Raw genomic sequence first — 26,304 nt, 5'->3', positions numbered from 1 at the left:
GACCGCCCCTGCTCGTCGGCTCAGATCACAGCTTGTTCTGCTTGATGTTGATGCGGCTGTAGTCGAACACGCCGCGCCCGGCGGTCGTCTCGTCAATGACAATTTCAGCGAACAGATACCGGAGAACCGCGTTCATCCGGGCGTAGTCCTTCGCCTCTCTAAGCTCCTTCCACCGGGGCCGCGCGTTCGCACCGGTCAACCCCTTGAGGATTTCGGCGGTGGGCCGGGCAACCGTGGTCGGCTGGTGCTTCTTGATCCGCTGCTCGATCGTCTTCTTCATCTGCCGGTACTCCGCCAGCGTGATTTCTTCGGCCTGCCACATCTCCTTGGCCTCGGCAAGCTCGGCGCGGTCCTTCTTGATCGCTTCCTCGTCCGCGTCGCTAGGAATGGTCTCGATCAACCGGCCTTCGGGGTTGAGCTTTTCCAACAGGTCCAGGGCCGCGTCAATGACGAACTCTTCAAGCTTCTTTGCGCCAATCGCGCGCTTGCACTGCGCCTCGTCGTTGCGCTGGTGACGACTGCACTTGTACTGAGGGCTGTTGCCCTTGGAACCAGACATGTGCGTGGTGCATCGCTTGCAGACCACGATGCCGCGCAACAGGTAGAACCGCTTGTCAACCAAAGCCGCGTTGTGAGCGGCGGCGCGGTAGGCGCGACGCTCCTGCACTTCCTTGAACATGCCCTCAGTGATGATTGCGGGCCAGGCTCCGCGTCCTATCTCCTGTCCCCGGAAGGTGCGGATGCCCGCAACGTGACGGCTGTCAAGCTGCTGACGAACCGACTGCTCATGCCACTTGTTCCCGAGAGCAGTCGTGATCCCCCGCGCGTTGAGATCCTTCGCGATGTCGTTCGGAAGATCACCGTTCAGGTACCGAGTGAAGATCTCCTTAACGATCTTCGCCTCATCCTCGACGATTTCCATACCGTCTGCGGTGTAGCCGAAACGGCGCTTGCCCGTGTGCGGCTTGCCTGATGCGGCCTTGTCCACCATGAAGTCAAGCATGCGCCGTGAGGTGTCGTCGGAGGAACGGCACGCGTGCGCTACCTCGATCCGCAGGAAAAACCGGTCGTCCGGGTCGCTCAGATCGCGCTGGTTGGCCTGGCCGTGAAGATTGATCTCCCGCTCGTCGGCAATCTGCAACAGCTCTTCAAGGTCATGCGGCTGCCTCATCAGCCGGTCGGGGTGGTAGCACAGAATGTGCTGGATCTCTCCGGCCTTCGCCGCTTCAAGCAACTTGTCCCAACCGGGACGTTTGCGGTTGCGCTTCCACGCGGACCGGTTGTTGTCCACAAACACGTGATCCGGAGAGATCACCAAACCCAAGCGCTGCGCCACCTCGGCGCAGATGCGCTCCTGACGGTCCACCCCCGTTTGGTCCTCGTCGTTGACGTGCGAGATCCGGCAATAGATCGCGCCCGGCTCACCCGTCCAGTCCCTACGCGAGTGCTTGCCGGAGCGTGAACCGTGGGCGCGCGCCACGGCTCGCGCTCGGTCGGAAAGCCGCTGCTGATCTGCGGTCATGGTCTCGGTGTGCAAGTTCGTCCCCATAGATACTAGGGTACCAACAAGCTATGACTTGAGTCATCATCAGGAAGCCGACGACCACCAGCGCGGGGGCCGCGGCCTGCTGGGGGACGACCGTGGCCAGCGGGGTGAGGAACGAGGTCAGGCCGAGCAGGATGCCGGTCACGATCGAGGCGAGGCCGGTGCGGGCGCCCTCGCCGACGCCGGCCGCGGACTCGACGAAGGTCGTGTTGGAGCTGGCCGAGCCGAGGCCTCCGGCGGCCGCCGCGAGGCCGTCGATGAACAGGACCCGGCCGATGTTGGGCACGTTGCCCTGTTCGTCGAGCAGGCCCGCCTCGGAGGTGACGCCGACGATCGTGCCCATCGCGTCGAAGAAGTCGGAGAGGATCAGGGTGAAGATGAACACGACCGCGGTGACCACGCCGGCGTGGACGAAGCCGCCGAACAGCGAGACGTGGCCGATCAGGCCGAAGTCCGGCGTGGAGACCACGGAGTGCGGCCACTTCGGCTGGATCAGGCCCCAGTCCGCCGCCTTGAGGTGCGCCGCGTAGTTGATGATGATCGCGAGGATCGTGGTGCCGACGATGGAGATCAGGATCGCTCCGGGCATCCGCCGCACCAGCAGCACGAAGGTCACCAGCACGCCGACGCAGAAGACCAGGATCGGCCAGCCGGTCAGCTCGCCGTTGTTGCCGAGCTGGACGGGCACCGTGGACTGCGCGGCGTCCGGGATGCGGGTGACGAAGCCGGCGTCGACCAGGCCGATCAGCGCGATGAACAGGCCGATGCCGACGCCGATCGCCTTCTTCATCGGCACCGGGATGGCGTCCATGATCAGCTTGCGCAGGCCGGTGACGACGAGCAGGCAGATGCCGAGGCCTTCGAGCACCACCAGGCCCATCGCGTCCTGCCAGGACATCGTGGGCGCGATGGTGAACGCGACCACGCCGTTGAGCCCGAGCCCGGCGGCGATGGCCAGCGGCAGGTTTCCGCCGATGCCCATGATCAGCGTCATCACCCCGGCGACGACCGCCGTGGCGGCGGTGAGCTGGCCGAGGTTGAGGGTGTGCCCGTATAGGTCCTTGCCGCTGGCCAGGATGATCGGGTTGAGCACCACGATGTAGGCCAGGGCGAAGAAGGTGGCGATCCCGCCGCGCACTTCGCGCACCACCGAGGTGCCGCGCTCGCTCAGGCGGAAGTAACGGTCCAGCACGTTGCCGGGTGAGGAGCCGGGCGGAGCGTCGAGCGTCGTGGACATCGGCAGCAATCCCTTTGTGTCGTCGAGCAGTCTGGGGCGTCCAGCTGTGGGTGGTCGGCGTGCACGCGCACGGGTTGGTGTACGGCCGGGGCCAGGGTTCCATAGGCTGATTACCGTGACTGTTCCCCGTGATCAAGAAATGGCATCGGATCCGCCTCGGAACGGGCAATCCGAGGATGACGGAATCGGCGATGCATTAACGCAGCGTGCCGATTCGGAACGCGCAGACGCAGACGCCGCCAGCGCTGCCGCGGGGCGTGTCGAGATTGAGCCGATGGAGACCAACGACGTACTCATCGTCGCCATCGGTACCGCACTGTTCGCGGTGGCCTTCGTCGTGCTGCTCGCGCTACGCAGCTCGTTGGAGCGTTCAGGACACGGACGCTGGCCGTGGATCGCCCTTTCGGGGGCACTGCTTGGCCTGGTCGGCCTGGTGTACTGCCGCCGCCGTCAGCAAAGGATGTCCAAAGTCAACGCACAGTAGTCGCCCGACTGCACCAACATCCATATACTGTGTGGTGTGGAATCACCACGCTCCGCAGCGAGCAGTCCAAGGACGGGCGCCATGATGGCACTGTGCCCAGACTGCGACGGGCAGGGCCGCACCATTGTGACTTTCGGGTTGCTCCGCGGCGCCGGCGTACGGTCGACGCGCGTTTTGGAGACGGTGGCCCTGCGCGAATGCGCGGTCTGCAACGGCGTGGGTTGGTACGACCCGATCCACGGCAGATAGGCAGCTGAATAGAGCGGCGCACGACTGGTGGCCGCGCAGCAGCAGGTCACGCCAGTCGTGGGTGGTGGACGGCCGCAGGAGGCAGCGTCGGCCGGGGCGGCCTATCCCGTCAGTGAATCAGTGAAGTCGGGCTGTTCCCGTCAGCGCGGACCGTTCTCCTCAGGAGTGGCCGAGTTCGGCTTCCTCGTCGGTGAACTCCGCGTCCTCGCTCTGCTCGCCGGCCCCGTCCGCGTGCACCGATCCGGTCGGGTGCAGCTGGACCTGGTCCACCGCGTACTCGTCCACGATCGGCTCGCCGAGTTCGGCCGCGTCGGGCACGACGGCGGCCTCCGAGTGGCCGCCACAGCCGAAGTCCAGCGCGACGACGTGGCCGTCGGCCGGGGAGTACTCGTTCGCGCAGACGCCGAAGGCCTGGCTCAGCGTGCCGCGCAGGGCGGTGAGGAAGCCGCAGCTGGCGCAGCTCGCCGGGGCGGCCTGGGCGATCGGGGCGGCCGCGCCGAAGGACTCGCTCCACCGGTCGGCGGCCATCTGGCGGCCCGTCAGGGACAGCACCCGCGCGCGGCCGAGGCCGAGCTCGAAGGCGATCAGCGGCAGGCTGTCGCGCTGCGGCCAGTCCGGGTCGGCGTCGCCCGCGGGGATCGGCGGCGCGTCGCGCAGCGGCTTCGGCTCCGTGTCGTCCGCGCCGGTGTAGCCGGGCTCGAGGCGCACGTCGTCGGCCGCGGTCGGCAGCAGATCGCCGACGCCGATGTCGCCAGGCTGGATCCGCTCGCTCCACGGCAGCCAGCGCGGGGCCAGGATCGCGCCTTCGCCGGGCAGCAGCACGGTCTCGTCGACGGTCACCTGCTTCGAGCGCGCGGCGCGGGTCACGGTGACGGCCCAGCGCCAGCCTGCATAGCCGCGCTCCTGGGCCGCGAAGTAGTGCGTCACCGTGCGCTCGCCCTCGGCGGTCACGCCCTGGTGTTCACCGACCCGGCCGATGCCGGCCACGTCCTCGGCGGCGGCGAAGGCGAGATCGACCGCCTCGGCGCATGCCTGGTCCAGCACGGGGGTACGGCTCGGCCTGGTCCTGGTCGTCGCGCTCACGGGGTCGATGTTAGTCGTTCCGGGATGCCTCTGGCGGACACGAGACAACAAAGGCGATGACGCGCGAGGATAGGTAGGTGAGCATTGGTAGGCGGGACCCTCGCGGCTATGGGGAGGGGCAGCCGGACGCTGAGGCACCGACCGAGCGTCTGACGCTGCCGGAGCAGGGTGCCGGTACACAAGATCCGAACATTCGAGCCGCCGCGTCTGAGTCTGTTGGCATAAGGGTCAACAAGCCACTGATTACGCGTCGACCCGATGAGCGTTGGTCGCGCACGCAGCCGGTGAATGAATCTTCCACGCAGGCGAGTGAGGAAAGAAGGGGGTCGGCAGGAACAGCCGGGTCTCACGACGTCACACAGCCGGTTGACCCGACACTTGCGGCGCAGTTGACCGAACGACTCACGCCGACCTCATCGCCTGACGCACCGACAGCTTCCTTCGCCACGCCGGATGATCCGACGGTCGTCACCCCGGGCCTGGATTCCACGCGCGTGGGGGCGCCCGATCCGGAGGATCCGGTTCACCGCGGTGTGCGTGCGTTCCGGCGCTCGGCCGGACGCGGGTTGGACGCTGCCGACGCGGTCTATGGACGCATCCAGCGCGTTACGCATGCTGAGGGTGCTGGCGAGTCCGGACTTGCGCATGTGCTGGAGATGGGCGCCGTCATCGGCGCCGGCGACATCCTGGTCACGCTCGCGCTCGCCAACTCGCTGTTCTTCTCGGTGCAGCCGACCGAGGCGCGCTCGAAGGTCGCGCTTTATCTGCTGATCACCATGGTTCCGTTCACGCTGCTGGCGCCGCTGATCGGGCCGCTGCTGGACCGGCTGCGCGGCGGCCGGCGCTTCGCGATGGCGGTGACGGCGCTGATCCGCGCGCTGCTGTGCCTCGTGATGGCCAAGACGATCAGCGGTGGCGGGCTGGCGCTCTACCCGGCCGCGTTCGGGTGCCTGGCCGCGTCCAAGGCGTACGGCGTTAGCAGGGCGGCGGTCATCCCGCGCGTGCTGCCGCAGGGAACGACGCTGGTGCGGGCCAATTCGCGGATCTCCATGACCGCGCTGGCGGCCACGATCATCGCCACCCCGATCGGCCTTGGCCTCGGTGCCATCGGCCCGGCCTGGACGCTGAGCTTCGCCGCGCTGGTGTTCTTCCTGGGCACCTGGCTGGCGATCCGGCTGCCCAAGATCGTCGACTCGAATGAGGGCGAGGTGAAGGCGCAGCTGCGCAAGCGGGATCGCGGCCCGGACGCCACGCTCGCCGAATCGATGCCCGACCGGCGGCTGCGCTCGGTCGGCCCCTCGGTGGTACTCGCGCTGCGCGCCAACGCGACGCTGCGGGCCTTCTCCGGCTTCCTCAGCCTCTTCATCGCGTTCCTGGTGCGCCGTCACCCGCTCGGCGGGCTCAAGGATCTGACCGCGGTCGGCATCTTCGCGGCGGCGGTGTTCGTCGGCAGCGCGCTCGGCTCGGTGCTCGGCAAGCTGCTGCGGTCCGGGGCCCCGGAGACCATCATCACCGCCTCACTGGCGCTCGCGTCGGTGACGTCGATCATCGCCGCGTTCTTCTACGGCCTGCCGATGGTGCTGGTCCTGGGCGCGGTGACCGGCATGGCCCCGTCGCTTTCGAAGCTCTCGCTGGACGCGTTGCTGCAACGCGACACGCTGGAACGGGTGCGTACGTCGGCGTTCGCGCGCTCGGAGACGCTGCTGCAGCTCGCGTGGGTGCTCGGCGGCGCGCTCGGGCTCGCGCTGCCCTCCAACGGCGTGCTCGGCCTGAGCCTTGGCGCGGTCGGGCTGAGCGTCATGGCGCTCTTGACCACCAAGGCGCTATACGACCTGCGGTGGCAGCCGGGAGTGTCTGAGGTAGCGTCCTGAGGGTGAGACCCGACCGCGGTATGCCTGCACCGATAAAGCCGAATCGCACTAAACGCTGCCTGATCGTCACAGCAGTCGAGGCCGAGCGAGACGCGTTCGAGCGGGGCTTGGTGGAGTTGCCGGAGGAACGTCGCGCGTCGGTCACGCTGCTGGTTGGCGGCGTGACGGCGGCCGTGGCCGCGGCGGCGACGGCGGTGGCGCTAGCGCGCGAGCCGTTCGACCTCGTGGTCAGCGCGGGGATCGGGGGCGTGTTCCCGGAGTCGGGCGGGCTCGGGGATTTGTTGATCGCGGAGCGGATCATCGCGGCGGATCTCGGCGCGGATGGTCCCGAGGGCTTCCAGTCCGTGGAAGAGCTCGGGTTCGGTACGACAGTGATCGATTCGTTGGCGCTAGACGGGCTCAAGGCCGTTGGCGGACGCGATGCGGTACGCGGCGACATGCTGACAGTGAGCACCGGTACAGGCACAGCGGAGCGCGCGGCCTGGCTGCGTACGCGTTACCCGGCCGCAGTAGGCGAGGCCATGGAGGGTTACGGTGTGGCGGTGGCCGCCGCGCAGTTCGCTCTGCCGGTCGCCGAGGTCCGGGCGGCTTCGAACCTGGTCGGTCCGCGTGACCGCTCGGCCTGGCGGATCGGCGAGGCACTGAGCACGCTGACCGCGGCGGCAGTGCCGATCGTGGAAGGACTTCTGGGGTGACTGAGACGCTGAGCATCGCGTACTCGCCGTGCCCGAATGACACGTTCGTCTTCCATGCCTGGTCGCATGGCCTGATCGAGGGTGCGCCGCGCATCGAGGTCACACACGCCGACATCGACGTGACCAACAACCTGGTCCGCGAGGGTGGCCTTGATGTGATGAAGATCTCGTATGCTGCGCTGCCCGAGGCGCTCGATGAGTACGTGCTGCTCCCGTGCGGCGGGGCCCTCGGGCGCGGCTGCGGGCCGCTGGTGCTCACCGGCCCCGGCGGCGCGGACGACGAGTCTTCCGGCCCCGATCTGGCCGGTAAGACCGTGGCGGTGCCGAGCCTCAAGTCGACCGCTTACCTGCTCTTCCAGCGTTGGGCGCAGGATCAGGTCACCGGCGGCGTCGGCGGCCTCGGCGAGATCCGGGTGCTGCCCTTTCACGAGATCATGCCGGCGGTGCGCGACGGGCTCGTAGACGCGGGGCTCGTGATCCACGAGGCGCGCTTCACCTATCCGGACTTCGGCCTGCGCCGCCTCGCGGACCTCGGCGACTGGTGGGAGAGCGTGACCGGCGCGCCGATCCCGCTCGGCGCGATCGTGGCCCGCCGCGCGCTCGGCCCGGAGCGGATCGCCGAGATCAGCCGGGTCGTGCGGGCGAGCGTGGACTACGCCTTCGCGAACCCCGAGGCGTCCCGCGACTACGTGATGGAGCAGGCGCAGGAACTCGACCCCGAGGTCGCGAAGGCGCACATCGCGCTCTACGTGAACGAATTCACCCGCGACCTCGGACCCGAGGGCTACGCGGCCGTGCGCCGGCTGCTCGGCGACACGCTGCCTGAGGGCACGGTGTTAGAGCTCGCCTGATGCCCCGGCGGCGCGTCCCAGGCGAGACTCTCCAACCAGGGCCTAGGCGTCCAGCTGATCGGCGACGGCGCGCAGCAGCTTGGCCACCTTCTGGGCCGCCTCCCGGTCCGGGTACTTGCCGCGGCGCAGCGTGTTCGAGGTGTGGTCGAGCACCTTGATCACGTCCTCGACGATGACGACGAGCTCATCGGCCGGTTTGCGGGTCGCGGCGGCGACGGACGGCCTGGCGTCCAGCAGGTGCAGGTTCAGCGCGCTCTCGCCGCGGCGGCCCTCGGCTACTCCGAACTCCACCCGCTGGCCCGGCTTGAGCGCGGTCGTCCCGGCGGGCAGAGCCGAGGAGTGGACGTGGACATCGCCGCCGTCATCGCGCGTGATGAATCCGTAACCCTTGTCGGCGTTGTACCACTTCACCTTGCCGGTTGGCACGGGACTACCTCATCCGTCTTGTCGTCGCTGGAGTGCTTGCAGAGCCCGCGCCAGGCGCGGTCGACCGGGTGGCGCCGTTCCGATTCGCGTCACCCTGATGAGTTAAGGCTAGCTGGCGATCAACCGACGGTCACCATGGTTACCCACGCACGTTACCGAACTCGTCGGTTCTCGATCGGACCAACGAGACAGCCCGTCCGGTCGTTCCCCTACTAGAGTAAGGCCACCCTAAGTAACAATCCATCACGGGGCGGTCACGCAGTGCTGCAACGCGAACGGGCCGACTACGCCGGCTGCGCCGCGATCTGCCGCCAGCTCGGCGAGCCGCTGATCGGCACGGCGCCGACCGCCGCCGTCGGATGGCTGCTCATCGAGCATCCGGGGCCGTGGCCGGCCTTTGGTCTGCCTCAAGACGTGCCCGTGCCGATCGCCCGGTTCGCCGACCACGCCCTCGAACACGGCGTGCGCACGCAGCTGATCCGGCGGCCGGATCGGACGGGACGTCAGATCGGCGCGCCGACCGTGATGGTCGGCGGCGGCGCGCCCGGCCACAGATGGCTTGAACGGCGCACTCTGACGGACCCTCAGGCGCTGGGTGAACTGGATCCGGCTCGCATCGCCCGATCGTCGCCGCCGGGCTTCGGCACCCCGGTCGATACGGCGCTGCTGGTCTGCACGCACGGCCGGCGCGAGGTGTGTTGCGCGAAGTTCGGCGGGCCGGTGGCTCGGGCGCTGGCCGCGCGCTTTGGGCCTGTGGTGTGGGAGACGACACATGTGGGTGGTGACCGCTTCGCCGCGAACCTCGTTGTGCTGCCGACCGGTGCGTACTACGGCCGGTTGGACCCGGACGACGCGGTTCGCGTCGCCGAGGCCGCCTTGAGCGATCGGGTGGCGCTAGACCGGTTCCGGGGCAGCGCCGGGCTTCCTGCGGCGGCGCAGGCGGCAGAGTGCCTGTTACGGCGCGCGCTCGGGGCGGTGGAAGAAAGCGCCGTGCGGTACGTCGACCAGCGTGACGATGACGGCGAGGCGCATGGCTCAGATACCGCAGCTGAGGATCAGTCAGCCAGCGCGGCGTACCGCGTCCACCGGGTGCGGTTCGACGTCACCGGCCTGGGGGCGCACACGGTTACGCTGGCGCGCCATGAGGCCACATGTCCGCGACTGACTTCGTGCAGTGCGGGTACCGTCGAGACGCCGACCGGTTACCGGCTGCTCGGGATCGCCGGGCCGTTGGCGGACCCGGCCGGCGCACGCATGGTCACAGCTGGCGCGTGATGCCCCGGGCCAGCCGCCAGCCCAAGAACAGCGCGGCCAGCAGCGCGGCGATCCTCGGCAGGGTGCCGAAGAAGGAGGCTGCGCCGGACAACAGGTCCGAGGTGTTCACCGCGGTTCCGCCCCAGAAGCCGTGCTGGTGCAGCCAGAACCCGAACGCGTAGACCAGCCCGGTCGCGACCGGGACACCCACGACGAGGAACCACTTCTCCACCGGCGTGAAGTACCGCGACGTACAGGCGACGAGCGCGGCGACCAGCAGCACGACCCACTGCCCGAGGACCGCGCCGACCAGGAACACCGCTATGGCCAGCGCCTCCCACGGACGCGCCTTCGGGCCTTGCAGCCACGCCGAACGCACCCGCGCCCGCACCGGCGAGTAGGCCAGCTCCGGGTCGCCGGCCTCGCCGAAGTCCGGCAGGACCATGGTCATGGTCGTGGCCGTCGCGGGCGTGGAACTGGGCGCGGATACCGCGGCGAGCCCGCCGACCGTCTCCACCGAGTGGTCCGGCGCGAACGGATCGGGGTCGAGGCACACCTCCGGACCGTCGACACTCGCGCGCCCGCCGGTCCCCAAGGGCACGTCGGGACCGGACGAGGACGGCGGGGCGAGCAGCTCGGCCAGGTCGTCGGTGATCGGCACCTGCGGGCCGTCGGTGGCCCGGGCCAGCCGGGCGCTGAGCCTGGCCTGGTAGTCGGGATCGCGCTGGACCTCGCTGTCCACGAGGGTGACCGGGTCGCCGATCCGGCGCAGGATGCCGTCGAGCGTGGCCAGGTCGGGGCCGCGGCGCGCGCGTTCCTGTTCGATGGTGTTGCGCAGGGACTCGACGAGCCTGGTGCGGGCGGCTGGGGACAGCTTGCCGGAAGCCTCGTTCGCCACCTCGCTCAGATACCCGAACAGCCGCTGTTCGGGCTGGATCTTCGCACTCCTGGTCGGTGCCCCGCGCAATTCGGCCTCTCTCCGGTCTCGGGTTCCCGGGCCCCTGGGCCCTGCGTGCTCGCGGTCCTGTCGTGCTCAGTCCTGGGCTCTCAGTCCTGATATATATTCCCAGCCTAGACGGACGGTGCACCGGCGCGTGTAGCGCGCCCCGGGGCGCCCTCGCGCGTACGGCCTCAGCCCTGCGCCCCCTGTTCGCTGCTTCGAACGCCCCTATGGCAGGCTGGCGGCATGTCGAAAGCGCTGCTCGAAGTCATCGCCCTGGACGCAACCGACGCGCGAATGGCCGTGGACGGCGGCGCTGACCGGCTGGAACTGGTGAGCTCCATGCAGTTCTCCGGATTTAATCCTTCCCTGGAGGCGTTCAGCTCGATCCGATCCGCGGTAAACGTTCCGTTACGCGTCATGATCCGTTTACGCGACGGATTCCTGACCGGCGGTCCCGGCTCGGTCAGCGCACTGGCTACCTCGGCCAAGCAGCTGCGCGAAGAGGGGGCGGACGAGTTCGTGATGGGCTGGCTGGACCCGAACGGCGCGGTGGATCTGGCGGCGCTGGAAACGGTGCTCGAGGCGCTGGAAGGCGCGCCCTGGACGTTCCACAAGGCGATCGACAAGGCTGCGGACCGGGACGCGGTGTACGCGGCGATCCGCCGGCTTCCCGGCCTCGACACGGTGCTGACCTCGGGTGGCCCGTTCCCGGCGGCGCAGGGCATCGACATCCTCGCGGCGGAGGCGGCCCGCGAGGCCGCCGATCCGAACGGGTTGAACCTGCTGGTCGGCGGCGGGCTGAAGCTGACGGACGTGGCGGCGCTGCGCACGGCCGGCCTGACCGGCTTCCACATCGGTACCGCCGCGCGGTTCTCCGGCGACTGGAACGGTCCGGTAGACGTGGAGCTGGTCAAGACCTGGCGCGCGGCATTGGACGCACCGCTGAGCGAGCCGGTCGCGTAACCGGACTGCGCGAGTCGCGCCCTAGCGTTCGGCGAGCTGGGGCGGAAGCGGCCGGGCGTGCAGCACGGTGAGCGCGCTGACGGCGCGGGTCAGCACCACGTAGAGGCGGCGCAGGCCGAGCACCTCGGCGTATTCGGCCTCGACGATGTCCGCCGGCTCGGCGACGATCACCTGGTCGTACTCGAGGCCCTTCGCGAGACTCGCCGGCACCAGTGAGATGCGAGGCGCCGTAGCGGTCTGCTCAAGCGGCGATTCGTCGGCGGCCAACTCGGCACCGGAGGACGCACCGCCGTCGGACATGCCGCCGTTGGACGCACCGCCGTCGGACACGCCGCCGTCGGACATGTCGCCGTCCGGCGCGCCGCTGTCGGGCACGTCATCGTCGGCGCCGAGCACCGCGTGCCCGATTCCGTTCTCCGTCAAGGTTTTCGCGAGCACGTCGATCGAGGCGTCCGCCGCGATGATGCCGATCGAGCCCTCGCGCTCCAGCGCACTCGCGGCGGCCTTCACCGTCGCGGCGGGCACATCGGCGACGGCCACCAGGTCGAGCGCACCCGCCGCCTGCCGCACCGAGGTCGGCGGGGCCAGCTGCGGCGCGGCGTAGGGCAGCAGGCGAGCCGCGTACTCGATCACCTGCCGCGGCACCCGGAAGCCCTGCGTCAGCTCCTCCCGCACCGCCTCCGGCTTGCCGAGATGCAGCAGCGTCTCCTCCCACGACCCGGCGGCCCACGCTGTCGTCGCCTGCGCCACGTCGCCGAGGACGGTCGCCGAGCCGGTGGCGCAGCGGCGGCCGACCGCCCGGCACTGCATCGGCGAGAGGTCCTGCGCCTCGTCGAGCACTACGTGGGCCAGCGAGTGGACCCGGTCGAGCTGGTCGGCGAGTTCGTCGAGCAGGACGGCGTCCGCGGGCGTCCAGCGCGCGGCGCCCGGCGTGCGCGGCACCTTCCCGCCTGCTCGTTCCCAGCAGATCAGCGCCTGTTCTTCGTCGCTGAGCAGGCCGCCAGCCGCCTCGGCGAGCCGCTGCGACGAGGAGAGCAGCGCGAACAGCAGCTTGATCGGATCGACCGCGGGCCAGAGCTGATCGACGAGCTGCTTCACCGGCCGCGAGCGGGCCACCGCGTCCTGCACCCGGTCGTCCGGCGACTCCCCCGCCGCCTCCATCCGAGTCAGCACGGCGTGCGCGATCCGCTGCGCCAGCATCGCCCGCCCCGCGGCGTAGCGGACATTGCGCTCGCGGATCGCGTCGATGTGCTCCTGCACTTCATACGCCGGGACGCGCCACTTGCGTACACCGCGCGGCACGACCAGCGCCTCGGTCGGCGCACGCAGGCTGGACCACAGCGCACGATGCAAGACCTCTGCCATGCGCGCGTCGCCCTTGATGCGGGCCGTCTCGGCGCTGTCCGTGCCGCGCACGGTGAAGCGCTGCGCAAAGCTCTTGGATACGAGCTCTTCCACGGTCGCCTGCGCCACGTCGACCTCGCCGAGCGCGGGCAGCACCTGCTCGATGTACTTGAGGAACTGCCGGTTCGGCCCGACCACCAACGCGCCGCCGCGTTTCAGCCGTTCGCGGTGCGTGTAAAGCAGGAAGGCGACGCGGTGCAGGCCGACGGCGGTCTTTCCGGTGCCCGGGGCGCCTTGTACGCAGACTGACTCGGCCAGGTCGGCGCGGACGATCTCGTCCTGCTCGGGCTGGATGGTCGCCACGATGTCGCGCATGGGGCCGACGCGCGGACGCTCGATCTCCGCGGTCAGAATCCTGCTTCCCGAAGACGCGGCGCCCTGAGCCGCGGCGGCTGCGGCTGTGCCGTCCAGCGGTTCGTCCTCGTACGCGGTCAGTTCGCCGCCGGAGAATCCGAAGCGGCGGCGCAAGGCCAGGCCGTAGGGGTCCTTGGCGCTGGCCCGGTAGAAGGCGACCGACACCGGAGCGCGCCAGTCGATGACCATCGGGTCGCCGACCGCGTCGTGCACGTGGCGCCGGCCGATGTAGTAGTGCTCGCCGCGGTACTCACTCGGCAAGACCGCCGAGTAGTCCAGCCGGCCGAAGAACAGCGGTACGTCCGGGTGATCGAGCAGCGCGGCCGCGCGGGCCTGGATGGCCTGGTGCAGCACCTCGGTCGAGACGGCGTTGCCGCCCTGAGCCTTGAGCGCGAGGGTCTCCTCACGCATGGTACGCAGCGCGGCCCGAGAGGCGGCCAAGTGCGCGCGTTCGGCGCGGATGACGGGATCGTCGATGGAGGAAGGCGCCGCGGAAGCGGGCGCGGTCGAAGAAGGCACAGAGGCTCCAAGCAGTACACAGGTCAGAAGGAAGAAATGTGTATTCACCGGAGCGCAGAGGTCTCGGCGCGGTGATGGTCGCGCGCCGTACATGTGCTGGGAAGGCGGACAACATATACCAGCGCGTGCCAGCCGTCCAACCGATAATTTGTCACTGCCGGAAGACCGGCTGAGTCATTACCCACGGGAGGAACCATGTCGGTGACCGCGATCGTCGGCGGCCGGATCGTGCCGGTCGACACCGAGCCGATCGAGGCCGGGACCCTGCTGATCGAGGACGGCAGGATCAGCGCCCTCGGCGGCAGTGAAGTGGCGGTGCCGGAGGGCGCCGAGATCGTGGACGCCGCCGGCAAGTGGGTGCTGCCCGGCTTCATCGAGGCACACGGCCACCTCGGCGTGCACGAGGAGGGAGAGGGCTGGGCCGGCAACGACACCAACGAGATGACCGACCCGGTGACCGCGCACGTGCGCGCCCTCGACGCGATCAACCCGGACGAGCAGGGCTGGCGCGACGCGATCATCGGCGGCGTCCTCGCGGTCAACGTCAACCCCGGTTCGGGCAACCCGATCGGCGGGCAGACGGTCGCGCTCAAGAGCTGGGGCGGGACGGTCGACGACCGGCTGCTGCGCGAGCCGGCCGGAATCAAGTCGGCGCTCGGCGAAAACCCCAAGCGGGTCTACGGGGACAAGAAGCAGACGCCGTCGACGCGGCTGGGCACGGCGGCGGTGATCCGCGGCGCGTTCGTCGAGGCGCAGAACTACCTGGCCAAGATCGAGTCGGAGGCGGCAAAGCCGGCCGAGGAACGCAAGCCGGTGGAGCGCAACCTCAAGCTGGAGGCGATCGGCCGGGTGCTGCGCCGGGAGATCCCGTGGCGCCAGCACGTGCACCGGGCCGACGACATCGCCACCGCGCTGCGCATCGCCGACGAATTCGGGTACGAGCTCGTCATCGACCACGGCACCGAGGCGCACCTGGTCGCGGACAAGCTGGCGGCGCGCGGCGTCCCGGTGATCATCGGCCCCTTGTTCACCTCGCGCTCCAAAGTCGAGCTGCGCAACCGCTCGCTGGCGAACCCAGGCCGGCTGGCCCGCGCGGGCGTGACCATCGCGATCACCACCGATCACCCGGTCGTGCCCATCAACTTCCTGGTGCACCAGGCCACGCTCGCAGTCAAGGAGGGCCTGGACCGGGAGACGGCGCTGCGTGCGCTGACCATCAATCCGGCACGCATCCTCGGCATCGACGACCGGCTCGGTTCGCTGGCCGTGGGCAAGGACGCGGATCTGTGCGTCTGGTCCGGCGATCCGCTGGACGTGATGCAGCGGGTCGAGCGCGCGTACGTCGATGGGCGGGAGATCTACACCTACGACTATGCGGCAGCCGAGGGTGTGTTCGCTCGCCCTTGACACACCAGCGGGTGGCGGGCAGTGTGCAAACGCGCTCGGTTATGTAAGTGCTGCAAGGCGGTTGCGACACGACAGGCGGGCTGGCGTCACGGCATAGCGGTGCCGTGACCTGGCTGTGTCGGGCCGGCGGGCAGGCGGGGTGGACTGATCCAGCGGCGGATCGGCGGACCCTGACCCGGGCGCTCACCGCGCTGTCGACGACAGCGCGGAACATTCCGTCTGTCACCACGAGGTCAACGATGACACGACCATCCGGAAGGCGGTCGGCTGCGCTCGCGTCAGCCGCCGCCTTCGCCGTTTTCACGGCCGGGGGCGCCGCCTACGCGAGCACGGCCCCAGCCACCGGCAGCAGCGCCTCAGGCATCGCAGCTTCAGGAACCGCAGCCGGAGCGCCCGGCGCGCCCTCCTACTTCGACCTCGCGCGCAAGGACTGCCTCGGCACCGCGCGCAACACCACGTCAAAGGTCTGGTACACGGTCGCGGGCGGGGTGCTCTCCGACGTGTACGAGCCGACCATCGACAACACGAACATCAGCACCCTGCAGTACGTCGTCACCGACGGCTCCTCGTTCACGGACCTGCAGACCCGCGACATGACGTACACCGTGCAATCGGACGCGACCGGCATGGTCTGCACGGTCACCTCGACCGATGCCAAGCACGGCTACCAGCTGACCACCACCTACCTGACCGACCCGCAGCGCGACAGCGTTCTGATGAACACCAGGCTCGCGCCGGCCTCAGGCACTAACACGGACGTGAGCAGGCTGCACGTCTTCGCGCGCGTCGATGCGCACGTCAACGGCAACGGCGGCGGTGGCACCGACAACGCGGGCGCGGACACCGGCGTCGTGGATGCGGCGAGCGGAGTTCCGGTCGTCTATGACACCTCCACGGTCAGCGAGGCCGCGAACCGGACGTACGCGGTCCCCACCTTCATGGCGCTGACCGCCAGCTCGCTCGGCGCGGCGTCAGTCGGTTACGCGGGCACGGCCAGCGACGGCCTCACGCAGCTCGACACCGCGCACGCGCTCTCCCCGGCCTCCTCCGCGCCCAACGGCCACATCGTGGCCACCGAGGACGTCACGCCGCGAACCGGCGGATGGACCCGTAGCCGCGACTTCACCCTCTCCCTCGGCTTCGGCCGCACGCAGGCCGATGCGGTGAGCACCGCCTCGAAGTCGCTGCGCGCCCCCTTCGGCGCCCTCCTGGCCGCGTACACCGACTCGTGGCGCGACTACGACGCCTCGCTCAACCCCGCGCCGCACTCCGTGCAAGGGATCAGCAGCGACACGGTCCGCAAGACGTACTGGCTCGACGCCAACGTGCTCAAGGCCAGCGAGGACAAGACCTTCCCCGGCGCGGTCGTCGCGTCGCTCGCCTCTCCGTGGGGCCAGGCGGTGAACGCGGGCGCCTTGGTGAACGGCAAGGCGGTCTACTTCGGCTCGTACCGCGAGGTGTTCGCGCGTGACCTGTACGAGGCGTTCACCGGCCTGCTCGCGGACGGAGACGTGGCCACCGCGCGCGCGGCGACCCGCTTCCTGCTGACCAAGCAGCAGCGACCGAACGGCGAACTGCCGCGTAACTCGCTCGTCAACGGGCAGTCCGCGCCGGACACGGGCGGCGACCAGCTGGACGAGACCGCGTACCCGATCTTGATGGCCTACCTGTCCGGACTCGGCGGCGACGCGACGCTGTGGTCGCAGCACATCAAGCCGGCCGCGGACTTCCTGGTCGCGCACGGCCCGACCTTCGGCGTGGAACGCTGGGAGGAGCAGTCCGGGTATTCGGTCTCGACGATCGCGGCCGAGATCGCCGGCCTGACCGCCGCCGCCGCGATCGCCAAGCACCACGGCGACACCGCCGACGCGGCCCTCTACCAGGCCACCGCCGACGACTTCCAGCGCAACATCAAGAATTGGACCGTCACCACGAGCGGGCCTGACAGTGCCAACCCGTACTTCATCCGCCTCTCCAAGTCCGGTGACCCGAACGCAGCGATCACCTACAACCTCGGCAACGGCGGCCCGACGCTGGATCAGCGCACGGTGATCGACGGCGGGTTCCAGGAGCTGGTGCGCCTCGGCGAGCTGTCGCCGACCGACTCGACCTTCCGCAACTCGCTCTCGGTGCTGGACAAGCAGATCTCGGTCACCACGTCCACCGGCACCGGCTACTACCGCTACGGCAACGCGGCGAGCGCGGGCAGCGCGGACGGCTACGGCGACTGCTCGACGGTCGACAGCCAGACCTCGTGCACGGTCAACGGCGAGCCGTGGCCGACCACCGACGTGGGGACCGGGCACCTGTGGCCCGTGCTCTCCGGCGAGCGGGCCGAATCGGACCTGGCCGAGGGCGACCCCGCGGGCGCGTCCGCGCTGCTCTCCTTCATGATCAAATCAGCCTCCGGGGTCGGTCTCGTCCCCGAGCAGGTCTGGGAGGACCCGAACCTGCCGGCCGCGCCGTTCGGCAGCGACCCGACCACGGCCTCGATCGGCTTCGACAACGGCCACCCGGCCGGATCCGCGTCCCCGCTGACCTGGGCGCAGGCGCAGGAGCTGCGGCTGATCGTGGACCTCGGAACGCATCAGACCGTGGACCGGCCGCAGATCACGACCGCGCGCTACGTCGCGCACGGCGCCCCTGGCGCGGTCTCGGTCGCGATCACCGCTCCGGCCTCGGGGTCCACGATCGAGGGCGGCAGCACGACGGTCACCGGCACGACCGCTCCCGGTGCGTCGGTCGTCATCGCGTCTGACGACACGGACACCGGCGCGGCCGCGACCACGGCGACGACGACTGCTGATTCCTCCGGCGCGTTCTCCGCTACCGCGGCCGTCGGCTTCGGCACAAACATCATCACGGTCGCGGCCACCACGAAGGCAGGCGCCACCGGCTACGCGCAGACCGCCGTGGTCGGCGACGTCGTCGGCGGAACGACGGTGCTCGATCTCACCGATCCGACCGGCGACGACAACGGGCCGGGCACGTATCAGTACCCGACCTCGTCCTCGTTCAGCGCGGGCTCGTTCGACCTGACCAGGTTCCAGGTGATCACCGCTAACGGCACGGTCTACCTGCGCACCACGCTGAACAAGCTGACCCCGACCTTCGGCAACGTGATGGGCGCGCAGCTGCTCGACGTGTACGTCCACGCCCCCGGCGCGACGAGCACGTCCACCGCGGCCGCGTTCCCGCAGCGCAACTACACGATCGCGGCGTCGGACGCGTGGAGCCAGCGCATCGAGGTGCAGGGCTTCGCCTCGCCGGTGTGGGTCGACCCGAGCGGCAACCAGGTCGGCACGCCGACCGCGGTGGTCGCCTCCACGGTGTCCAACACGATCACCATCGCGCTGCCGCAGGCGCAGTTCGGCACGCCGGGCTCCGGCTGGACCTTCACCCTGGCGCTGACCGGTCAGGACGGCTTCAGCGCAGACCAGGCCCGGGCCTTCTCCGCTACGGCGCAGCCTTACGCGTTCGGCGTGTGCGCACCCGGCGGCACGTCCCCGATCTGCGCGGTGGACCCGGCCACCGTGCCGAAGGTGATGGACACGATCACTCCGAGCGGCGTGTCTCAGGCCACTGAGCTCGACCCGACGCTCGGTCCGGTAGTCCTGCACGGCGTGACGGCCCCGTAGGCCGGTCTCCCGAGCGGACACAGCCAGGTCCCCGGCTCCGTCGCAACGGAGCCGGGGACCTGTTTCGTGCGGCGCTGTCGTCGCGCCTGCCGCGGCCGGATCGTCGCGCGGCGGAACGAGCGGAAGACCCGGAAAACAACCCGTCTCCGGCCCTGGTCGCGGGGGCCGGAGACGGGGGTCGTGAGGCGGGTTGGCGCTTGGCTGGATCGTTTCGTTGCTTAGGTTACCGAAATCGCCGTCAGCTCGCGGCCTCGGCGAGCACCGAGCCCGTGCCGCTGCCGACATCCTCGTCCGCGTCGGGTTCCCGCCCGGGGGTCTGGATATTGAAGCGGTTGATCGCGAAGGTGAACAGGAAGTAGTACACCACCGCGAAGACCAGGCCGATCGGGATCAGCAGCAGCGGCTTCGTCGCGATGTCGTAGTTGAACACGTAGTCGAACAGTCCGGCCGAGAACGAGAAGCCGTCGTGGATGCCGAGCGCCTGGCAGACCGCCAGGGACACGCCGGTGAGCAGCGCGTGCACCCCGAACAGCATCGGGGCGGCGAACAGGAACGCGAACTCGATCGGCTCGGTCACGCCGGTCAGGAACGAGCACAGCGCGGCGGAGAGCATGATGCCGCCGACCAGCTTGCGCTTCTCCGGGCGGGCGGCGCGGGTCATCGCGTACGCGGCGGCGGGCAGAGCGAACATCATGATCGGGAAGAAGCCGGTCATGAACATGCCTGCGGTGTGGGAGCCGTGGAAGAAGCAGGTGAGGTCGCCACGGTACGGAGTGCCGTTCTGGCTGCAGGTGCCGCCGACCGCGGAGGTCCACACGATGTTGTTCGGGATGTGGTGCAGACCGAACGGCAGCAGCAGCCGGTTGATCACGCCGAACAGGCCGGCTCCCGCGGTGCCGTTGCGCGCGGCCACCCCGCCCAGGTTGTTGATCGGGACCGCGGCGAACTCCCAGAGCAAACCCATCACCACGCCGAGGCCGACCGCGGCGAACGCGGTGACGATCGGCACGAAGCGGCGGCCGCCGAAGAACGCCAGGTACGGAGGCAGCTTGATCCGGTAATAGCGCTGGTAGAGCACCGCCGCCATGAGGCCGACGAAGATGCCGCCGAGCACGTAGGTCGGGTTGTGCGAGATGACGTCCGAGTACGTCACGGCGCCGGTCTTGGGGTCGGTGCCGTAGAAGGGCGCCGCCCAGTCCTTGCGCCACGCGCTGCCGGCCGGCATGGCGAAGACCGCGGCGGTCACCTCGTTGTAGACCAGGTAGCCGACCGCGGCGGCCAGGGCGGTCGATCCGTCCGCGCGCCGCGCGAAACCGATCGCGACGCCGATGGCGAACAGCAGCGGCAGGAAGTTGAAGATGCCGTTGCCGGCGGCGGCGAATACCGCCTCCACGTAGACCAGGAAGTGCCAGCCGGTCGCGGTGGCCAGGTACAGGCCGTGCTGGGTCGTGTCGCCGGGCGTGCGCGCGCCGAGGATGTCGTCGGAACCGAGCCGGATGAGCAATCCCGCTGCGGGCATGACGGCGATCGGCAGCATCAGCGAGCGGCCGATGCGCTGGAGGGTGGCTAGTACGGGATTACTCGTGGGTGCTTGTGGTGGCAGCCCGTCGGCTGTGGCCGCGGTCATGGAGGGTCCTCCGAGGGTCTATCCGCGAGTCGCGCCGACATCGCCTGCCGGACGCGCCGCGCGGGGATTGGTGATCGGCTGTGCGGGCCTTTCGAGCGGTACCCATAGCTGATACCGGTCGGCGCGGTACGCGGAGACGGCGTACTCGATGAGCACGTCGCCGGCGTAGCTGCGCCGGGACATCCGGAGCACGACGCCGCCGGCCGGGATTTCCAGCAGCGCGGCGTCTTCCGGGTCGGGGTTGCCTGCCTCGATGACTTGTTCGCCCCAGGTGAGCTTGAGGCCGTACTCGTCGGCGAGGACCTGGTAGAGCGACTGCGGCGTGCCACGGCTGAGCAGGCCGGGCACCCTGTTCTCCGGCAGGTGGGTCCGTTCCACCGCCATCGGGATCGAATCGGCGTAACGGAGCCGGGCGAGCCGCACCACCGGCTCCCCCGGGTTGAGCTCCAGCTGGCGGGCCAGCACGGGAGTGGCCTCGATCCGCTCGAAACCGAGCGTGCGCGAGGCCGGAATCATCCCCCGGCGGGTCATGTCCTCGGTGAAGGACGCCAGCCTGATCTGCAGATCCATCTTCGGTTGCGCCACGAACGTGCCGCGGCCCCGGACCCGGTACAGCCGTCCGTCCGCCACCAGCTGGTTGATCGCCTGACGGACGGTCATCCTGGACAGCCCGTACCGCTCGCCGAGGTCGCGTTCGGAGGGGATCGGGGTGTCCGGTTCCAGCTCGGTGTCGATGAGGTTGATCAGGATCTCGCGCAGCTGCTGGTGCTTGGGCACCGGACTGCGGGAGCTGATCTCCATCGGTCGGCCTGTTCCTTCAACAGAAAGTGGCTGCTGTCTGTACGAGTCGGGTGGTGGCTCTATTCCTGTGAACCGCGTCACGCTAGTGTCTGGACCGGACTAGACCACCGAGGACCAGTCCCTGTCAAGGTCCCGGACACCGAACGTACGTCTTGGTTCAGCGCGCGTAACCGACCTGTAGTGGAGCGAATGATGGACAAGGCAGAGGCGATCATCGCCGGGCTCGGCGGAGCCGACAACATCGTGGAGATCGAACCGTGCATCACCCGGCTTCGCACGGTGGTCCGGGACGGCTCGAAGGTCAGCGACTCCGCGCTCAAGGCGGCCGGGGCGCACGGCGTGATGAAGGCGGGCACGGTCGTACAGGTGGTGGTCGGGCCGGAGGCCGACACGCTCTGTATGGACATCGAGGACCTGCTCTGAGAGCCGGACCACACACCGCACTGGAATGGACACCACTACAGTCCTGCTCGTCGGAGCCCCGCTGTCCGGGACCGCGATCGAGCTGCGCGACGTACCGGACCCCGTCTTCGCGCAGGCGATGGTCGGCCCCGGCGCCGCGGTCGACCCCGAGCGCGGGCCGCTGACCGTGGTCTCACCGATCGCCGGAACCCTGGTCAAGCTCAAACCGCACGCCTTCGTGGTCGTGGCGGCCGGCGGTCGCGGCGTGCTGGTGCACCTGGGGATCGACACGGTGAACCTGGACGGCGCCGGCTTCGAGCTGCTGACCGTCGAGGGGGCCGAGGTCGCCGCGGGCTCGCCGGTGGTTCGCTGGAACCCGGCCGAGATCGAGGCGCGCGGGCTCTCCCCGGTCTGCCCGGTGATCGCGCTGGACGCCGAGACCGCGGCGGTCGGCGCGGTCGCGACGGGTCCGATCGAACCCGGGCGCACGCTGTTCCAGTGGGTCGCATGAGCGAACGCTGACTGACCGGCTCACGACTGGAGCGCAGGACACGGCGAACCTGGAGCCTAGCGAGCGCGTGCACACGCAACAGGGCGCATCGTTCAGCGCGGAGTTCTCTAAGGTTGGCCGACTACGCGTAGCATCGCCCCTGTTCCCAGTCGGATAAGAAGCCGAGGAGCCCACATGGCAGAGCGAATCGTCACCGTGGCGTCCCGCGTAGGCCTGCACGCCCGCCCGGCGGCGGTGTTCGTGAAGGCCGCCAGCGCAGCCCCGGTCCCGGTGACCATCGCCAAGGAGGGCAAGGACCCGGTCAGCGCCCGTTCGATCCTGGCCGTGCTCGGCCTCGACGTGCGGCAGGGCGACCAGGTCACCATCGCCGCCGACGGCACTGGCGCGGAGGCGACGCTGGACGAGCTCGAGGCGCTGCTGAGCGCGGATCTCGAAGGATAGACGGCTAAAAGGAGAACAAGGCGGAGGATGGCGGCCATCACAGAACCGCTGCGCGGCCTCGGAGTCGGCAGCGCGGCGGCCACCGGGCCGGTGGCGAGAATGGCCGCGCGGCCGGCGGAACCGTCCGCCACGGCGCGACCGCAAGGCGATCCGGCGCACGAGTCGGCCAGGGCCGCGGCGGCGCTGCGTGAGGTGGCGCGGGAGCTGGCCCGTCGTGCCGCCGTCGCCCGCGACGAGCTCGGCCGCGCCGACGCCGCCGAGATCCTGGAAGCCCAGGTGCTCATGGCCGAGGATCCGTCGCTGCTGGACGGCATCGGCGAGCGCACCGCCGCGGGCCTGACCGCGGAGCGGGCCATATTCGAGACCTTCGCCCAATACCGGGACCTGCTCGCCGAGGCCGGCGGCTACCTGGCGGACCGGGTCAGCGACCTGGACGATCTAGCCGCGCGCGCGATAGCGGTGGCGAGCGGCGTCCCGATGCCTGGAGTACCCGAGCCCGCCGAGCCCTTCGTGCTCGTCGCGCTCGACCTGGCCCCGGCCGACACGGCGCTGCTGGACCTGACCCGGGTGCTGGCGGTGGTCACCCAGGAGGGCGGCCCGACGAGCCACACCGCGATCCTGGCCCGTGCGCGCGGGATTCCGGCGGTGGTCGGCGTCGCCGGGGCGCTGGACCTTGCCGAGGGAACCCCGGTCCTCGTGGACGGCGCCGCCGGCACCGTCACGCCGCATCCTTCGCCGGACCTGATTGCCGCGGCACAGGAGCGGGCCCAGGCGCGAGCTCGCACCGCGCAGGTCACCGGTCCGGGCCGGACGGCTGACGGCGTCCCGATCAGTCTGCTCGCGAACATCGGCGGGCCGGGGGACGTGGCTGACGCGGTCGCGGCAGGGGCGGAAGGCGTCGGGCTGTTCCGCACCGAGTTTCTGTATCTGGGCTCTGTGACGCCGCCTTCGCTGGAAACGCAGGCCCAGGCGTATCGCGCGGTGTTGAACGGCTTTCCCGGCTGCCGCGTGGTGGCGCGCACGCTGGATGCGGGTGCTGACAAGCCGCTGCCTTTCCTCCCGCTTGGCGCGGAGCCGAACCCGGCGCTCGGCGTGCGCGGGCTGCGCGCTTTCCGCGGCGAGCACCAGGCTTTGCTCGACACACAGCTCGCGGCGCTGGCCAAGGCGGCCCAGGACTGTGCGGCCGAGCTGTGGGTGATGGCCCCGATGATCGCCGACGAACATGACGCGGCCTGGTTCGTACAGCGGGCGCGCGAGCACGGCCTGCAGACGGTCGGCGCGATGATCGAGGTTCCCTCGGCGGCCCTGCGCGCCGAACCGCTGCTCTCGGCGGTCGACTTCGTATCGCTGGGCACGAACGACCTGACGCAATACGCACTGGCCGCGGACCGCATGCTCGGCTCGCTCGGCAGTTTGCAGGATCCGTGGCATCCGGCGGTGCTTCGCCTCATCGAGTTGACCGGCCGGGCGGGGGCCGCGTGCGGAAAATCGGTCGGGGTCTGTGGAGAGGCGGCAGCTGATCCGCGGCTGGCGCCGGTCCTGGCCGGGCTCGGCGTCACCTCGCTGTCGATGGCGCCGTCCGCGATCGCGGAGGTGCGCGCCGCGCTCGCCGCGCACACCATGGAGCAGTGCCGCGAGCTGGCCCGCGCCGCCCTGCAATAAGGGCAAGACCGGAAAAGTGCGGGAACACGGACGGCGGCGAGAGTCCTGACCACGGCGAAACGCCCCCGCGCTCCGTACGGAGTGCGGGGGCGTTTCGCTTACTGCGGAGGACTACCTCGGGTGCCTGCTCGGTCAGGGCGGACTTAGAAGTCCATGTCCCCGCCGGGCATGCCGCCGCCGGCCGGGGCCGCGGCCTTCTCCGGCTTGTCGGCGATGACGGCCTCGGTGGTCAGGAACAGGCCCGCGATGGACGCGGCGTTCTGCAGCGCGGAGCGAGTCACCTTCGCCGGGTCGATGATGCCGGCCTTGACCAGGTCGACGTACTCACCGGTCGCGGCGTCCAGGCCGAAGCCCGGCTCCAGGTTGCGCACCTTCTCCACCACGACGCCGCCCTCAAGGCCGGCGTTGACCGCGATCTGCTTGAGCGGGGCCTCGACCGCGAGCTTCACGATCCCGGCACCGACCGCCTCGTCGCCGGCCAGGTCCAGCTTCTCGAAGGCCTTGGTCGCGGCCTGCAGCAGGGCCACGCCGCCACCGGCGACGATGCCCTCCTCCACCGCGGCCTTGGCGTTGCGCACCGCGTCCTCGATGCGGTGCTTGCGCTCCTTGAGCTCGACCTCGGTCGCCGCGCCGGCCTTGATGACCGCCACGCCGCCGGCCAGCTTGGCCAGGCGCTCCTGCAGCTTCTCGCGGTCGTAGTCGGAGTCCGACTTCTCGATCTCGCCGCGGATCTGAGCCTTGCGGCCCTCGATCGCGTCGGCGTCGCCGGCGCCGTCCACGATGGTGGTCTCGTCCTTGGTGACGACCACCTTGCGAGCGCGGCCGAGCAGGTCGAGGCCGATCGAGTCGAGCTTGAGGCCGACCTCCTCGGTGACGACCTGGCCGCCGGTGAGGATCGCGATGTCGCCGAGCATGGCCTTGCGCCGGTCGCCGAAGCCCGGGGCCTTGACCGCGACGGACTTGAAGGTGCCGCGGATCTTGTTGACCACCAGGGTGGCCAGGGCCTCGCCCTCGACGTCCTCGGCGATGATCAGCAGCGGCTTGCCGGACTGCATGACCTTCTCCAGGATCGGCAGCAGGTCCTTGACGTTGCCGATCTTCTGGTTGGCGATCAGGATGTAGGGCTCCTCGAGCACCGCCTCCTGCCGCTCCGGGTCGGTGGCGAAGTAGAAGTTGATGTAGCCCTTGTCGAAGCGCATACCCTCGGTGAGCTCGAGCTCGAGGCCGAAGGTGTTGCTCTCCTCGACGGTGATGACGCCTTCCTTGCCGGCCTTGTCCATCGCCTCGGCGATCAGCTCGCCGATCGCGGTGTCGGCCGCGGAGATGGAGGCGGTGGAGGCGATCTGCTCGCGCGTCTCCACGTCCTTGGCCAGCGAGGAGAGCTCCTCGCTGATCCGCTCGACGGCCGCCTCGATGCCGCGCTTGAGCGCGATCGGGTTGGCGCCGGCGGCCACGTTGCGCAGACCCTCGCGTACCAGGGCCTGGGCCAGCACGGTCGCGGTGGTGGTGCCGTCGCCCGCGACGTCGTCGGTCTTCTTGGCGACTTCCTTGACCAGCTCGGCGCCGATCTTCTCGTACGGGTCGTCGAGCTCGATCTCCTTGGCGATGGAGACGCCGTCGTTGGTGATGGTGGGGGCGCCCCACTTCTTCTCCAGCACGACGTTGCGGCCACGCGGACCGAGCGTCACCTTCACGGCGTCCGCGAGCTGGTTCATACCGCGCTCGAGGCCGCGACGGGCCTCCTCATCGAACGCGATGATCTTTGCCATAGGTACTGTCCTCCCACAGAAGGGACGTATCACGTGCCCCACGGGCGCCCGCGACGGCCGGTGCGGTAGGCGCACCTCACCAGTGGAAGCTATCGGTAGCACTCTGGTCCAGAGAGTGCCAGCTCCCATGATTAGCACTCGGGGCTGTTGAGTGCAAGCCGATCCGC

21 protein-coding genes are annotated in these 26,304 nt (G+C 69.7%); 12 read left to right on the top strand and 9 right to left on the bottom strand.

Translation table 11 applies throughout. The features are described 5' to 3' along the window. Positions 1-25: 25 nt before the first annotated feature. Together VFA06_RS14810 and VFA06_RS14805 are read right to left on the bottom strand one after the other, a co-directional pair. Positions 26-1,522, bottom strand: coding sequence for a recombinase family protein (locus VFA06_RS14810; protein WP_324841134.1), 1,497 nt, complete (start codon positions 1,520-1,522; stop codon positions 26-28). After that, the gene (locus VFA06_RS14805; RefSeq protein WP_324841133.1) at positions 1,437-2,783 is read right to left on the bottom strand and encodes an NCS2 family permease; all 1,347 of its coding nucleotides are present in this window, start codon (positions 2,781-2,783) and stop codon (positions 1,437-1,439) included. The genes VFA06_RS14810 and VFA06_RS14805 overlap by 86 nt, the downstream gene beginning before the upstream one ends. Positions 2,784-3,057: 274 nt before the next feature. Between VFA06_RS14805 and VFA06_RS14800 the strand changes: the two genes are divergently transcribed. Next, entirely contained in the window at positions 3,058-3,267 is a 210-nt protein-coding gene (locus tag VFA06_RS14800) for a DUF2530 domain-containing protein (RefSeq protein ID WP_324841132.1), read from the top strand. 408 nt (positions 3,268-3,675) lie between these two features. On the opposite strand, the gene VFA06_RS14795 is transcribed toward VFA06_RS14800, so the two are convergent. Beyond that, entirely contained in the window at positions 3,676-4,608 is a 933-nt protein-coding gene (locus VFA06_RS14795; RefSeq protein ID WP_414639896.1) for a DUF3027 domain-containing protein, read from the bottom strand. A 557-nt stretch (positions 4,609-5,165) separates the two neighbouring features. Here VFA06_RS14795 and VFA06_RS14790 point away from each other — a divergent pair. Genes VFA06_RS14790 through VFA06_RS14780 form a run of 3 tightly spaced genes read left to right on the top strand, consistent with a single transcriptional unit; the run spans position 5,166 to position 8,016 of the window. After that, a complete protein-coding gene (locus tag VFA06_RS14790) occupies positions 5,166-6,470 on the top strand; it encodes an MFS transporter (protein WP_324841130.1) in 1,305 nt (434 codons plus the stop codon). A gap of 20 nt (positions 6,471-6,490) precedes the next feature. Further along, positions 6,491-7,165 carry a futalosine hydrolase gene (locus VFA06_RS14785; RefSeq protein WP_324841129.1) on the top strand — a complete coding sequence of 225 codons (675 nt, stop codon included), beginning with the start codon at positions 6,491-6,493 and terminating at the stop codon, positions 7,163-7,165. Beyond that, complete coding sequence (locus tag VFA06_RS14780) at positions 7,162-8,016, top strand: 1,4-dihydroxy-6-naphthoate synthase (protein WP_324841128.1); 855 nt, start codon at positions 7,162-7,164, stop codon at positions 8,014-8,016. Before VFA06_RS14785 ends, VFA06_RS14780 begins: the two co-directional genes overlap by 4 nt. Positions 8,017-8,058: 42 nt before the next feature. Here the strand turns inward: VFA06_RS14780 and VFA06_RS25925 are convergent, their stop codons facing one another. Next, a complete protein-coding gene (locus VFA06_RS25925) occupies positions 8,059-8,442 on the bottom strand; it encodes a cold-shock protein (RefSeq protein ID WP_349260188.1) in 384 nt (127 codons plus the stop codon). Positions 8,443-8,703: 261 nt separating this feature from the next. On the opposite strand from VFA06_RS25925, the gene VFA06_RS14770 reads away from it, so the two are divergent. Beyond that, positions 8,704-9,717 carry a sucrase ferredoxin gene (locus tag VFA06_RS14770; protein WP_324841127.1) on the top strand — a complete coding sequence of 338 codons (1,014 nt, stop codon included), beginning with the start codon at positions 8,704-8,706 and terminating at the stop codon, positions 9,715-9,717. On the opposite strand, the gene VFA06_RS14765 is transcribed toward VFA06_RS14770, so the two are convergent. Further along, entirely contained in the window at positions 9,701-10,663 is a 963-nt protein-coding gene (locus tag VFA06_RS14765) for a hypothetical protein (protein ID WP_324841126.1), read from the bottom strand. The two genes, VFA06_RS14770 and VFA06_RS14765, sit on opposite strands and share 17 nt — an antisense overlap. Before the next feature lie 219 nt (positions 10,664-10,882). Between VFA06_RS14765 and VFA06_RS14760 the strand changes: the two genes are divergently transcribed. After that, the gene (locus tag VFA06_RS14760) at positions 10,883-11,602 is read left to right on the top strand and encodes a copper homeostasis protein CutC (protein ID WP_324841125.1); all 720 of its coding nucleotides are present in this window, start codon (positions 10,883-10,885) and stop codon (positions 11,600-11,602) included. Positions 11,603-11,623: 21 nt separating this feature from the next. On the opposite strand, the gene VFA06_RS14755 is transcribed toward VFA06_RS14760, so the two are convergent. Then, entirely contained in the window at positions 11,624-13,879 is a 2,256-nt protein-coding gene (locus VFA06_RS14755; protein ID WP_324841124.1) for a HelD family protein, read from the bottom strand. A gap of 195 nt (positions 13,880-14,074) precedes the next feature. Here VFA06_RS14755 and VFA06_RS14750 point away from each other — a divergent pair, with 195 nt between their 5' ends. Further along, on the top strand, positions 14,075-15,286 hold the full coding sequence (locus tag VFA06_RS14750; RefSeq protein WP_324841123.1) for an amidohydrolase: 1,212 nt from the start codon (positions 14,075-14,077) through the stop codon (positions 15,284-15,286). 239 nt (positions 15,287-15,525) lie between these two features. After that, positions 15,526-18,924 (top strand): glucodextranase DOMON-like domain-containing protein, encoded by a 3,399-nt coding sequence (locus VFA06_RS14745; protein WP_324841122.1) that lies wholly within the window; start codon positions 15,526-15,528, stop codon positions 18,922-18,924. Between the two features lie 238 nt (positions 18,925-19,162). Here the strand turns inward: VFA06_RS14745 and VFA06_RS14740 are convergent, their stop codons facing one another. Together VFA06_RS14740 and VFA06_RS14735 are read right to left on the bottom strand one after the other, a co-directional pair. Then, positions 19,163-20,551: a PTS transporter subunit EIIC gene (locus VFA06_RS14740; protein ID WP_324841121.1), complete on the bottom strand. Its 1,389-nt coding sequence runs from the start codon at positions 20,549-20,551 to the stop codon at positions 19,163-19,165. Positions 20,552-20,569: 18 nt separating this feature from the next. After that, positions 20,570-21,352, bottom strand: a complete 783-nt coding sequence (locus VFA06_RS14735) for a GntR family transcriptional regulator (RefSeq protein ID WP_324841120.1) — start codon at positions 21,350-21,352, stop codon at positions 20,570-20,572. 192 nt (positions 21,353-21,544) lie between these two features. Between VFA06_RS14735 and VFA06_RS14730 the strand changes: the two genes are divergently transcribed. The 4 genes from VFA06_RS14730 to ptsP all read left to right on the top strand — a co-directional run bounded on the left by VFA06_RS14730 (position 21,545) and on the right by ptsP (position 24,368). Then, positions 21,545-21,775 (top strand): PTS glucose/sucrose transporter subunit IIB, encoded by a 231-nt coding sequence (locus tag VFA06_RS14730; RefSeq protein WP_324841119.1) that lies wholly within the window; start codon positions 21,545-21,547, stop codon positions 21,773-21,775. Between the two features lie 25 nt (positions 21,776-21,800). Continuing rightward, complete coding sequence (locus VFA06_RS14725) at positions 21,801-22,265, top strand: PTS glucose transporter subunit IIA (RefSeq protein WP_324841118.1); 465 nt, start codon at positions 21,801-21,803, stop codon at positions 22,263-22,265. 174 nt (positions 22,266-22,439) lie between these two features. Then, positions 22,440-22,706 carry an HPr family phosphocarrier protein gene (locus tag VFA06_RS14720; RefSeq protein WP_324841117.1) on the top strand — a complete coding sequence of 89 codons (267 nt, stop codon included), beginning with the start codon at positions 22,440-22,442 and terminating at the stop codon, positions 22,704-22,706. 27 nt (positions 22,707-22,733) lie between these two features. Then, complete coding sequence (gene ptsP, locus VFA06_RS14715; protein ID WP_324841116.1) at positions 22,734-24,368, top strand: phosphoenolpyruvate--protein phosphotransferase; 1,635 nt, start codon at positions 22,734-22,736, stop codon at positions 24,366-24,368. A 143-nt stretch (positions 24,369-24,511) separates the two neighbouring features. On the opposite strand, the gene groL is transcribed toward ptsP, so the two are convergent. Beyond that, the gene (groL, locus tag VFA06_RS14710; protein WP_324841115.1) at positions 24,512-26,137 is read right to left on the bottom strand and encodes a chaperonin GroEL; all 1,626 of its coding nucleotides are present in this window, start codon (positions 26,135-26,137) and stop codon (positions 24,512-24,514) included. Positions 26,138-26,304: the final 167 nt, after the last annotated feature.

Source organism: Actinocrinis sp. (genome assembly GCF_035653575.1).
In the GTDB taxonomy this organism is placed as follows: domain Bacteria; phylum Actinomycetota; class Actinomycetes; order Streptomycetales; family Catenulisporaceae; genus Actinocrinis.
The sequence above is the reverse complement of the archived record's forward strand: the minus strand, read 5'-3'. Positions and strand labels throughout refer to the sequence as shown.